This is a genomic window from Streptomyces sp. P5F9, assembly GCF_057961495.1.
This window is the reverse complement of sequence record NZ_JBXVPZ010000363.1, coordinates 1-10,197: the sequence shown is the minus strand read 5'-3', so window position 1 is coordinate 10,197 and position 10,197 is coordinate 1. Positions and strand designations below refer to the sequence as shown.

Sequence of the window (10,197 nt, the reverse complement as noted above, 5' to 3'; positions counted from 1 at the left end):
GGGTCCGGGGCCTCCCAGGCGGGCATCCCGTGCTCGGGGACGACGTGCGTGGGCCGGAAGCCAGGGGTCGTCATCGTGGCGGCCCCTATTTCCGCATCACTGCGGGTTCGTGCCGCCGCAGCAGCCGGGACACCATGAAGCCGAAGAGCAGCGACAGCACGATCAGCATGCCCATGTTGAGCAGCCACACCCCGGCCGAGTGCCGGAACATCGGATCGCCGGTCAGCTCGCCCGGCACGATCCGGGCCAGCCCGATGGTGCCGGCCATCCCGCCGAGCGCCCACCGGGAGGGAACGAGCCAGGACAGCTGTTCCAGGCCGGGCACGCCGTGCAGCTTCAACAGGGCGCCGCAGAACACCACTTGGACGATGGCGAGCAGCACGAGCAGCGGCATCGTCACCTCCTCCTTGCGCACCGTCGCGGAGACCAGCAGGCCGAGCATCATCGCGGTGAAGGACAACAGGGCGACGGCCACGGTGATTTCGATCAGAGGTGGCATCAACACCCCTTTGCCCCTGGGCGCGTTGAGGTCGACGCCGAACAGTCCGACCAGGGTGAGCACCACGGCCTGCGCCACGGTGATCGCGCCCAGGACGACGACCTTGGAGAGCAGATACGCCGATCTGGACAGGCCGACGGCTCTCTCGCGCCGGTAGATGGCGCGTTCCTTGACGAGTTCGCGCACGGCGTTGGCCGCGCCGGTGAGTACGCCGCCGACGCACAGGATGAGCAGCGCGTTCATCGCGGTCTCCCGGGTCAGCTCGCTCCCGGCCAGCGCGCGGGCCATCGCGCCCATGACGAACGGCAGCGCGATCATGATGACGAGGAAGGTCCGGTCGGCGGCGAGGGCAGCGGTGTAGCGGCGGACCAGGGTGCCGAGTTGTGCGCTACGGCTGCGCGGCCGGGGCGGCGGCGGAGCCGCGGCGACCGGGCCCGAGCCCAACTGGTGGGGCTGCGCGGTCGAGTTGACGATGTACTGGCGCTGGAAGGGCGAGTCCCTGAACTCCCCTGCCCAGTCCCGCTCTTGGTCTCGTTCGAAGGCCTCGAAGGCCTCCGGCCAGTGCTCGAAGCCGAAGAAGGCGAGGGCGTCGTCGGGCGGCCCGTAGTAGGCGACCTTGCCGCCGGGCGCGAGCACCAGAAGCCGGTCGCACACGTCGAGGCTGAGGACGCTGTGGGTGACGACGATGACGGTACGGCCGTCGTCGGCGAGGCCACGCAGCATGTGCATCACCGAGCGGTCCATGCCCGGGTCGAGTCCGGAGGTCGGCTCGTCGAGGAAGAGCAGCGAGGGCTTGGTCAGCAGTTCCAGGGCCACGCTGACCCGCTTGCGCTGCCCGCCGGAGAGGCTGTGCACGGGCTGCGCGGCGCGCTGTTCCAGGCCGAGTTCGCGGACGACCTCGTCGACCCTGGCCTGCCGTTCGGTCTTGGCGGTGTCCTGGGGGAAGCGGAGTTCGGCCGCGTAGGACAGGGCGCTGTGCACGGTCAGTTGGGCGTGCAGGATGTCGTCCTGCGGGACCAGGCCGATGCGCTGGCGCAGTTCGGCGTAGTCGCGGTACAGGTCGCGGCCGTCGTAGAGGACGGTGCCGCGGTCGGCGGGGCGCTGGCCGGTGAGCGCGTTCAGCAGGGTGGACTTGCCGGCGCCGCTGGGTCCGACGACGGCGAGCAGGCATTTCTCGCCGACCGGGAACGACACCTGGTCGAGAAGGACCTTGCGGCCGCGGTCGACAGCGACGGTGAGGTCCTGTACGTCGAGGGAGACCTCACCGGTGTCGACGTACTCCTGCAGCTGGTCGCCGACGAGACAGAACGCGGAGTGTCCGATGCCGACGATGTCACCCGGTCCCACGGGGGCCCGGGCGACGGGCTGGCCGTTGAGGTAGGTGCCGTTGTGGCTGCCGAGGTCGACGATCTCGTACGTCCCGTCCGGCATGGCGCGCAGTTCGGCGTGGCGGCGGGAGACGATCAGGTCGTCGACGACGAGGTCGTTGTCGCCGGCCCGGCCGATGCGGACGGTACGGCTGGGCAGTGGTCGTACGGTGGTCGGTTGCCGGAAGGTGCCGGTGAAGGCGGGCATGGACACGGCCGAGGGGCGTTCCGGGGCCGGGGCGGGTCGGTCGGCCAGGGTGACGCACGGGCCGTCGGCCGGGTTGCCGAAGCGGATCACGCTGCCGGGGCCGACGCCCCACTCCTGGATGCGGCGGCCGTCGGCGTAGGTGCCGTTCGTGCTGTGCTCGTCCTCCAGCGTCCAGTGGTCGGCGTCGGGCCGCAGGACCGCGTGGTGCCAGGAGACCCGGGCGTCGTCGATGACGATGTCGCTGAGCGGATCGCGGCCGACGTGGTAGTCGCGGCTCGGGGTCATGACCGTGGAGCCCGATTCCGTCTCCAGGAGGAGTTCGGGCGCGGTCGGCGCGTTCGGCCGCTCTGACATGCCCTGAATTCTACCGATTCGTTCACCTGTGCGCCCGGCCAGCGGTCAGGGGCGCACGGCGGCCGCCACGTGTCAGGCTACGGGGACGACCAGTGCCGGAACGGTCCGCTGCATCCGGAGGGCGTCGACCGATTCGGCGAGCAGCTCGTACTCGGTGGTCTCGTCGCTGATGGCGATCTGCACCAGCCTGCCGGCCGCCAACTCGTAGGCGACCTGCTCCTGTTGGCCCACGTCACGGGACCAGGTGCGTAACGCGCGGGGCACGTCGGGGGCCGTGTCGGAAACCGGTACCAGGGCGCCCCGGGGGAAGCGCGGGTTCTCCGGTTGCGGGTCGAGCCGGTCGGCCATCCACGCCGCGCGGTCCCGTAACCACCACAAGGCGAGTGCCAGGGTCGGCGCGCGGTAGGTTCCCAGAGGCACCCCGACGCGCTGTCCGCCGCAGGTACCGTACGCGGTGACATGGCACAGGAATTCGTCGTGCACGATCACTCCCCCGTCGCGTGTCTCGATTGCCGGTCGGGCCTCGCTTTCCATGCGGCTCTGGCTGGCGGCTCGGGTGGCTCAGGTGGTGCGCACGATGGCGGATTTGCCTCGTGAAGCTATGCCCTGGCTTTCGGGAAGTTATGCCCTAGCAGACGAGTATGTTCACTCCTGAAACACTGTCACCACGACTTTTTAGCCACTCTCTTGGCATATTCACAACCCTCGTTGGCCGAAAAGCTTCGGGGCCCGTTGTGCGGTGTTCTCCCGTCGTCATTACCCGAGGGGTAATCGACGCTTCCCGCGGTCCCCGGCAAGGTGGAGTCACCGGGTCGGCGATCAGTTGATCCGGGCCCTGACCAGTACGAACGACCTCGCTGGAGGCTGATTCACCATGTCCGTGAACACCGACCGATACGAGAGTGCCGTCGCCCGCTACTTCGAGGCCTGGAACGCGGGCGAACCGGAGGCGCTGGCGAAGGCGGTCGCCGCCGCCTGGTCCGTCGAGGGTACGTACACCGACCCGCTCGCGGCGGTCACCGGCCACACGGAGATCGCGGGGCTGATCGCCGGGGCGCACGAGCAGTTCCCGGGGTTCGCCTTCCGCCCCCTGGGCGCGATCGACGGACACCACGACACCGCGCGCTTCGCTTGGGAGTTGGTGAGTGAGGCCGACGGCTCGGCGCCTGTCGCCGGGTTCGACGTGATCACGCTGGACGGGGACGGCCGTATCCGCTCCGTGCTCGGTTTCCTCGACCGGGTGCCCGCCGGGGCCTGAAGGGCCGGCCTCTGCGATGAGTTTTCCCGTTCGGGGTGGTCTCTTGTACGGCAGGCCACCCCGAGCGGAGGACATCATGAGTACCGGCACCCCGTTGAACGAGGAATTCACCGCCGAATTGATCAAAAGCCCGAATGACGGCGGCTGGACCTATCTCGTCTGGCCCGAGTCCGTCGCATTCTTCGGCACCCGCGGTCTGGTCAAGGTCCGCGGCACGATCGACGGTCACCCTTTCCGCAGTTCGTTCATGGCCCTCGGCGACGGCACCCACAAACTCCCCGTAAAAGCCGATCTTCGAAAGGCCATCGGCAAAGGCGAGGGCGACCAGGTCACCGTACGGCTCGAAGAACGGCTCAGCTCCTGACCAGGGCCTCTTCGCGATATCGCCGCGGCGCCACACCGACCGCCCGTTTGAACGCGTTGCTGAAGGCACTCTCGGAGGTGTAACCGACGGAACGGGCGAGCGCGCCGACCGGGGCGGCGTCCTGGCGCAGGGCGCGGGCGGCAAGATTCATCCGCCAGTTGAGCAGGTAGGTCAGGGGCGGCACACCGGCCGCCTCCTTGAACCGTACGGCGAACGTGGTGCGGGACATCGCGGCCGCCCGGGCCAGCTCCTCCAACTGCCAGGGGTGGGCCGGGTCTCCGTGCATCAGGCGCAGCGCGGGGGCGAGGCGTTCGTCGGCGAGGGCGCGCAGCCAGCCCGGCGGCAGGCCGTCCGAGTCGGTCAGGCAGACCCGCAGCACCTGCACGAACATCAGCTGCGCGAGCTGCGCCGAGACGAACTCGACCCCGGCCCGGCGCGTGCGCATCTCGGCCGCCAACTGCCCGATGAGCCACCGCAGTACACCCGCCTCGGGCGAGTCGGCCCGCACGTGGACGAGCTCCGGCAGCGCCCGGCGCAGCAGGTCGCCGCGGTCGCGGCTCAGGTCGATGTGCCCGGACACGCAGGCGACGTCCACCGCGTCGCCCTGCCCGAGCCGGCCCATCCGGGTCGCCGGGTCCATGACGACGTCCGCGGAGTCGGTCGGCGCGACGCCGGGCCGACTGCACAGGGTGTACGGCTGGCCGCCGTCGGAGATCACGACGTCCCCCTCGGCGAGCCGCAGCGGTTCGCCGCCGTCGCGGACCAGCAGACAGCCGCCCTGCACCACGGCGTTCACCTTCAGCCGGTCGCGTCCGCGCAGCTCGATGGCCCAGTCGCCACCGGCCGTGAAACCGCCGGAGAACACGCTGCGGGCGTCGGCGACGACGAGGGCGTCGGACAGGGGATCCACGGTCATGTTCGAACTATCACGCAAGTTATGCGGATTCTCAAGTATTCATCGTACGGATCGGTCGACCTACGGTGGTCTCAACAGCTCAAGCTGATGAGGGAGAGAGCAGACATGACCACGGCACAGCAGCCCCTGAATTCCGGCTTCGGCGCCGCGTCCACCGCCGAGGAGGTGATCAAGGGCATCGACCTGACCGGCAAGGTCGCGATCGTCACGGGCGGCTACTCCGGCATCGGCCTGGAGACGGCCCGGGTGCTGCACGGTGCCGGGGCCCAGATCGTCGTACCCGCGAGGGACGTGGAGCGGGCCAGGACGGCGCTCGCGGTCCTCCCCGGAACCGAGGTCGAGCACATGGACCTGCTGGACCCGGCGTCCATCGGCGCCTTCGCGGAGAAGTTCCTGGCCTCCGGGCGTCCGCTGCACCTCCTGGTGAACAACGCCGGGATCATGGCGACCCCGTTGGCGCGGGACGCGCGCGGGTACGAGGCCCAGTTCGCCGCCAACCACCTCGGGCACTTCCAGCTGACCACCAAGCTGTGGCCCGCGCTGGTCGCGGCGAACGGCGCCCGGGTCGTCGTGCTGTCGTCGCGGGGCATCCGCTTCGCCGGCGTCGACTTCGACGACCTGCAGTTCGAGCACCGGACCTACGAGCCGTTCCTCGCCTACGGCCAGTCCAAGACGGCCAACGCCCTGTTCGCCGTCGAGGTGGACCGGCGCGGACAGGCGCAGGGCATCCATGCGTTCGCCGTGCACCCGGGCCTGATCATCGACACCGGTCTGGTCAAGCACCTCGACCCGGCGATGCTCCAGGCCGCGGGCGCGCTCGACGGCGAGGGCAAGCCCATCCGTGACCCCGAGCGCCAGATGAAGACCGTGCAGCAGGGCGCGGCCACCAGTGTCTGGTGCGCGACGAGCCCGCAGCTCGACGGTCTGGGAGGGGTCTACTGCGAGAACGTCGACATCAGCCCGCTCGTGACCCCCGAGAACGAGGCCGCATGGACCACCGGGGACACGATCCCGGGGGTGCTCCCCCGCGCCGTGGACCCGAAGGCGGCGGCCCGTCTCTGGGAGGTCAGCGAGCGGCTCGTTACGGCCTGACGATCGCGTCGATGCGGGCCAGCTCGTCGGCGTCGAAGTCCAGGTTGCGGGTGGCCGCGACGCTGTCCTCGATCTGCTGCGGGCTGCTCGCACCGACCAGCGCGGAGGTCACCCGGCCACCGCGCAGCACCCAGGCGAGAGCGAGCTGGGCGAGGGTCTGACCGCGCCCCTTGGCGATGTCGTCGAGGGCGCGGAGCTGTCCCACCAGGTCCTCGGTGACCGCGTCGGAGTTCAGGAACGGGCTGTCGCTCGCCGCCCGGGAACCCTCCGGGATGCCGTCGAGGTAGCGGGCGCTGAGGAGCCCCTGCTCCAGCGGGGAGAAGACGATCGACCCGACCTGGAGCTCGTCCAGGGCGTCGAGCAGGCCCTCGTCCTCGGGGCGCCGGTCGAGCATCGAGTAGCGCGGCTGGTGGATGAGGAGCGGGGTGCCCAGCTCGCCGAGGATGCGGGCGGCCTCCCGGGTCTGCTCCGCCGAGTAGTTGGAGATACCGACATAGAGCGCCTTGCCCTGCTGGACCGCGGAGTGCAGGGCGCCCATCGTCTCCTCCAGGGGAGTCTCCGGGTCGGGGCGGTGCGAGTAGAAGATGTCGACGTAGTCCAGGCCCATACGGCTGAGGCTCTGGTCCAGCGAGGACAGCACGTACTTGCGCGAACCCCACTCGCCGTAGGGGCCGGGCCACATGAGATAGCCGGCCTTGGTGGAGATCACCAGCTCGTCGCGGTACGACCCGAAGTCCGCCTTCAGCGCCTCGCCGAGGGCGGACTCGGCGGCGCCGGGCGGCGGGCCGTAGTTGTTCGCCAGGTCGAAGTGGGTGACGCCGAGATCGAAGGCGCGGCGCAGGATGGCGCGCTGGGTGTCGACCGGGCGGTCGGGCCCGAAGTTGTGCCACAGGCCCAGCGAGATCGCGGGAAGTTTCAGACCGCTGCGTCCGGTGCGCCGGTAGGGCAGGTCCGCGTAGCGGTCGGGGTGTGCGGTGTACAACGCGACTCCAGAGGGGTTGGCACACGGGATACCGGTTCCAGGGAACCACCGCCCACTCTGTCGTGACCTGCGGGCAGTGGTCCAACAGAAGAATCCGATGGAATTCAGCGGCTACGCTTCTCAATCATGGAACTGCGTCATCTCCAGCATTTCATCGCCGTCGCCGAGGACCAGCACTTCACCCGTGCGGCCGAGCGGCTGATGGTGTCCCAGTCGGGCCTGTCGGCGTCGATCCGCGCCCTGGAGCGGGAGTTGCAGACCCCCCTGTTCGTCCGCACCACCCGCCGGGTCACGCTCACGGAGGCCGGCCGGGCGCTGCTCGGCGAGGCGGAGCGCATTCTGGCGCAGGTCCGCTCGGCGCACGAGGCGGTGGCCGCGGTGCAGGGCGTGCTGCGCGGCACGCTGTCACTGGGCACCGAGCAGTGCATCGCCGGAGTGCATGTGGCGGGGCTGCTCGCCGCGTTCCGGCGCCGACATCCCGATGTGGAGATCCGGCTACGGCAGGCGGGTTCGGGCGCGCTGGCGGAGGAGGTCGCGGCCGGGCGCCTCGACCTGGCGTTCGCGTACCGGACCCAGGCGGACACGGACCAACTGCGCTCCGTATCCCTCACAAGCGAGCCGATGACCGTGCTGTGCCATCCCAGCCACCGACTCGCGGAGACCGGCGCGGCGGTCACTCCGGACGACCTCGGCGGCGAGGTCTTCGTCGACTTCCACCCGGACTGGGCCTCGCGCCGCACCACGGACGCCGTCTTCGCGGCGGCGGGCGTACGGCGGACGGTCGCGCTGGAGGTCAACGACGTGCACAGCCTCCTCGACCTGATCGACGAGAACCTCGGTATCGCGGTGGTCCCCCAGCACTTCCGCCACAAGCGCGAGCCCCTCACCGCGCTCCCCCTCAAGGGAACCGGCGAGGAGGTGTACGAGACGGTGGCCCTGCTGCCCCCTCCGCAGGCCACCAGTCCGGCGGCCCGGGCCCTGATGACCCTGCTCGAAACCGGGACTCCGGCCGCGTGAGCGACGGCGATGCGCGAAGGTGGACGTATGCATGCCAACGACATCCTCATTGACGCGTACGGCCGTATCCAGGAAGAAGTCCACGCCGCCGTCGACGGCCTGACACCGGACCAACTGCACGCGCGCGTGGCCCCCGACGCCAACTCCATCGCCTGGCTGATCTGGCATCTCGCCCGCGTCCAGGACGACCACGTCGCCGAAGCCGCAGGCCTCGACCAGGTATGGCTGGCCCAGGGCTGGGAGAAGCGCTTCGGCCTCGATCTGCCGGCCAAGGACACCGGGTACGGACACTCCGCCGCGAAGGTCGGCAAGGTGCGCGTCGAGTCGGCCGGGCAGCTGACCGGGTACTACGACGCCGTGCACGAGCAGACGCTGGAGTACGTGCGCGGACTGGCCCCGGAGGACTACGAGCGGATCGTGGACGAGCGCTGGGACCCGCCGGTCACCCTGGGCGTACGGCTGGTCAGCGTCCTGTCCGACGATCTGGAGCACGTCGGACAGGCCGCGTATGTGCGCGGGCTGCTTCAGAGCGCGGAGGCGTAACCCGGCAGGACGACGTCCTCGATGAGGGCCTTGCGCTCGTCGTACGGGATGAACGCGCTCTTCAGGGCGTTCACCGTGACCGTGCGCAGGTCCTCGACCGTCCAGCCCGCCTCCTCGACCAGGAGGGACATCTCGCGCGTCATCGTCGTACCGGACACCAGCCGGTTGTCGGTGTTGAGGGTGACGCGGAAGCCGAGGTCCTTCAGGGCGGTGATGGGGTGTTCGGCGATCGAAGTGGCCGCGCCCGTCTGGAGGTTGGAGGTCGGGCACATCTCCAGGGCGATACGGCGGTCACGGACCCAGCCGGCCAGGCGGCCGAGCTTGCCGTCGACGATGTCCTCGGTGATGCGCACGCCGTGGCCGATGCGCTGGGCGCCGCACACCTGGAGGGCCTGGTGGATGCTGGGCAGGCCGTGCGCCTCACCGGCGTGGATCGTGAACGGGACACTCTCGCGGCGCAGGTGCTCGAAGGCGGCGAGGTGGTCGGCGGGCGGGAAGCCGTCCTCGGCACCGGCGATGTCGAAGCCGACGACACCGGCGTCCCGGAAGGCCACCGCGAGATCGGCGGCCTCGCCGACCCGGTCGAACATCCGCATCCCGCACAGCAACGTCCGCACCTGGACCGGTGTCCCTGCTGCCGCGGCCTTCGCCATACCGGCCGCGAGCCCCTCCTGGACGGTCTCGACGACCTCGGCGAGGGTGAGTCCGGCGTTGGTGTTCAGCTCCGGGGCATAGCGCACCTCGCCGTAGACGACACCGTCGGCGGCCAGATCGAGGACGTACTCCTCGGCGGTACGCAGCAGGCCCTCGCGGTTCTGCATCACGGCGAGGGTGTGCTCGAAGGTGGCGATGTACCGCACCAGGTCACCGGAGTTGGCGGCGTCGAAGTACCAGGCGGCGAGCTCGTCCGGGTCGGTGGTGGGCAGCGTGTGCCCGACCGCCTCCGCGAGCTCCACCACGGTGGCGGGGCGCAGACCGCCGTCGAGGTGATCGTGCAGCACGGCCTTGGGGAGCCGGCGGAGGGTGTCGGTGTCTATGCGCGTAGATGACATGTGCGGTGGTTCCTCGGTCGTCGTTCGGTGAGCGGGCTGGGCTGTGCGGGAGTCAGGCGGCGGGCTGGAGCAGGTCCCAGCGGTTGCCGTACAGGTCCTGGAAGACGGCGACGGAACCGTACGGCTCATGCCGAGGCTCCTCCAGGAACGTCACACCCGCGGCGAGCATGCGGGCGTGGTCGCGGGCGAAGTCGTCGGTGTGGAGAAAGAACCCGACACGGCCACCGGTCTGGTCACCGACCCTGGCCCCCTGATCCTCACCCTTGGCACGGGCGAGCAGCAGACCGGTCCCGGAACCGTCCACACCGGGTGGCGCCACGACGACCCAACGGGAGCCGTCGGGACGGGGCGCGTCCTCGACGAGGCGGAAGCCGAGGGCTTCGGTGTAGAAGCGGATCGCCTCGTCGTAGTCGTCGACGACGAGGGTGACCAGGGCGATACGGCTCATCGGGGGTCTCCGTGCGGGTTCCTGTTGGCGGGATTGACGTGGGATTGACGGGTGAGGTTATACGTAAAACTTCGGGGGCGCCAGTCGGATTTCGTGG

General features: G+C 69.9%; 11 protein-coding genes. 5 read left to right on the top strand and 6 right to left on the bottom strand.

Annotation, left to right across the window (positions count from 1 at the left end; translation table 11 throughout):
- Window positions 1-85 precede the first annotated feature (85 nt).
- Both AC31A1_RS38335 and AC31A1_RS38330 read right to left on the bottom strand, forming a co-directional pair.
- Window positions 86-2,428 carry an ABC transporter ATP-binding protein/permease gene (locus AC31A1_RS38335; protein WP_489657709.1) on the bottom strand — a complete coding sequence of 781 codons (2,343 nt, stop codon included), beginning with the start codon at window positions 2,426-2,428 and terminating at the stop codon, window positions 86-88.
- Window positions 2,429-2,500: 72 nt separating this feature from the next.
- Window positions 2,501-2,911, bottom strand: coding sequence for a hypothetical protein (locus tag AC31A1_RS38330; protein ID WP_489657708.1), 411 nt, complete (start codon window positions 2,909-2,911; stop codon window positions 2,501-2,503).
- Between the two features lie 391 nt (window positions 2,912-3,302).
- Between AC31A1_RS38330 and AC31A1_RS38325 the strand changes: the two genes are divergently transcribed.
- Together AC31A1_RS38325 and AC31A1_RS38320 are read left to right on the top strand one after the other, a co-directional pair.
- Window positions 3,303-3,686 (top strand): nuclear transport factor 2 family protein, encoded by a 384-nt coding sequence (locus tag AC31A1_RS38325; protein WP_489657707.1) that lies wholly within the window; start codon window positions 3,303-3,305, stop codon window positions 3,684-3,686.
- Between the two features lie 76 nt (window positions 3,687-3,762).
- Window positions 3,763-4,050, top strand: coding sequence for a DUF1905 domain-containing protein (locus tag AC31A1_RS38320; RefSeq protein ID WP_366492321.1), 288 nt, complete (start codon window positions 3,763-3,765; stop codon window positions 4,048-4,050).
- Here AC31A1_RS38320 and AC31A1_RS38315 read toward each other — a convergent pair.
- Window positions 4,040-4,966, bottom strand: a complete 927-nt coding sequence (locus AC31A1_RS38315) for an AraC family transcriptional regulator (RefSeq protein WP_489657706.1) — start codon at window positions 4,964-4,966, stop codon at window positions 4,040-4,042. The two genes, AC31A1_RS38320 and AC31A1_RS38315, sit on opposite strands and share 11 nt — an antisense overlap.
- Before the next feature lie 105 nt (window positions 4,967-5,071).
- Here AC31A1_RS38315 and AC31A1_RS38310 point away from each other — a divergent pair, with 105 nt between their 5' ends.
- Window positions 5,072-6,058, top strand: coding sequence for an oxidoreductase (locus tag AC31A1_RS38310; protein ID WP_489657705.1), 987 nt, complete (start codon window positions 5,072-5,074; stop codon window positions 6,056-6,058).
- Here the strand turns inward: AC31A1_RS38310 and AC31A1_RS38305 are convergent.
- Complete coding sequence (locus AC31A1_RS38305; RefSeq protein ID WP_489657704.1) at window positions 6,048-7,040, bottom strand: aldo/keto reductase; 993 nt, start codon at window positions 7,038-7,040, stop codon at window positions 6,048-6,050. The genes AC31A1_RS38310 and AC31A1_RS38305 overlap by 11 nt on opposite strands.
- Window positions 7,041-7,166: 126 nt before the next feature.
- Here AC31A1_RS38305 and AC31A1_RS38300 point away from each other — a divergent pair, with 126 nt between their 5' ends.
- Together AC31A1_RS38300 and AC31A1_RS38295 are read left to right on the top strand one after the other, a co-directional pair.
- Entirely contained in the window at window positions 7,167-8,057 is an 891-nt protein-coding gene (locus AC31A1_RS38300) for a LysR substrate-binding domain-containing protein (RefSeq protein WP_393755093.1), read from the top strand.
- Between the two features lie 27 nt (window positions 8,058-8,084).
- Complete coding sequence (locus AC31A1_RS38295) at window positions 8,085-8,600, top strand: mycothiol transferase (RefSeq protein WP_489657703.1); 516 nt, start codon at window positions 8,085-8,087, stop codon at window positions 8,598-8,600.
- Here AC31A1_RS38295 and AC31A1_RS38290 read toward each other — a convergent pair.
- Window positions 8,582-9,652, bottom strand: coding sequence for an adenosine deaminase (locus tag AC31A1_RS38290; RefSeq protein ID WP_489657702.1), 1,071 nt, complete (start codon window positions 9,650-9,652; stop codon window positions 8,582-8,584). The two genes, AC31A1_RS38295 and AC31A1_RS38290, sit on opposite strands and share 19 nt — an antisense overlap.
- 52 nt (window positions 9,653-9,704) lie before the next feature.
- Window positions 9,705-10,100, bottom strand: coding sequence for a VOC family protein (locus AC31A1_RS38285; RefSeq protein ID WP_489657701.1), 396 nt, complete (start codon window positions 10,098-10,100; stop codon window positions 9,705-9,707).
- Window positions 10,101-10,197 lie beyond the last annotated feature (97 nt).

What these genes read in the sequence shown, in the direction of transcription:
- AC31A1_RS38335 (WP_489657709.1), bottom strand. Translation starts at nt 2,428, where the DNA reads ATGTCAGAGCGGCCGAACGCGCCGACCGCGCCCGAACTCCTCCTGGAG.
- AC31A1_RS38325 (WP_489657707.1), top strand. Translation starts at nt 3,303, where the DNA reads ATGTCCGTGAACACCGACCGATACGAGAGTGCCGTCGCCCGCTACTTC.
- AC31A1_RS38320 (WP_366492321.1), top strand. Translation starts at nt 3,763, where the DNA reads ATGAGTACCGGCACCCCGTTGAACGAGGAATTCACCGCCGAATTGATC.
- AC31A1_RS38315 (WP_489657706.1), bottom strand. Translation starts at nt 4,966, where the DNA reads ATGACCGTGGATCCCCTGTCCGACGCCCTCGTCGTCGCCGACGCCCGC.
- AC31A1_RS38310 (WP_489657705.1), top strand. Translation starts at nt 5,072, where the DNA reads ATGACCACGGCACAGCAGCCCCTGAATTCCGGCTTCGGCGCCGCGTCC.
- AC31A1_RS38300 (WP_393755093.1), top strand. Translation starts at nt 7,167, where the DNA reads ATGGAACTGCGTCATCTCCAGCATTTCATCGCCGTCGCCGAGGACCAG.
- AC31A1_RS38295 (WP_489657703.1), top strand. Translation starts at nt 8,085, where the DNA reads ATGCATGCCAACGACATCCTCATTGACGCGTACGGCCGTATCCAGGAA.
- AC31A1_RS38290 (WP_489657702.1), bottom strand. Translation starts at nt 9,652, where the DNA reads ATGTCATCTACGCGCATAGACACCGACACCCTCCGCCGGCTCCCCAAG.
- AC31A1_RS38285 (WP_489657701.1), bottom strand. Translation starts at nt 10,100, where the DNA reads ATGAGCCGTATCGCCCTGGTCACCCTCGTCGTCGACGACTACGACGAG.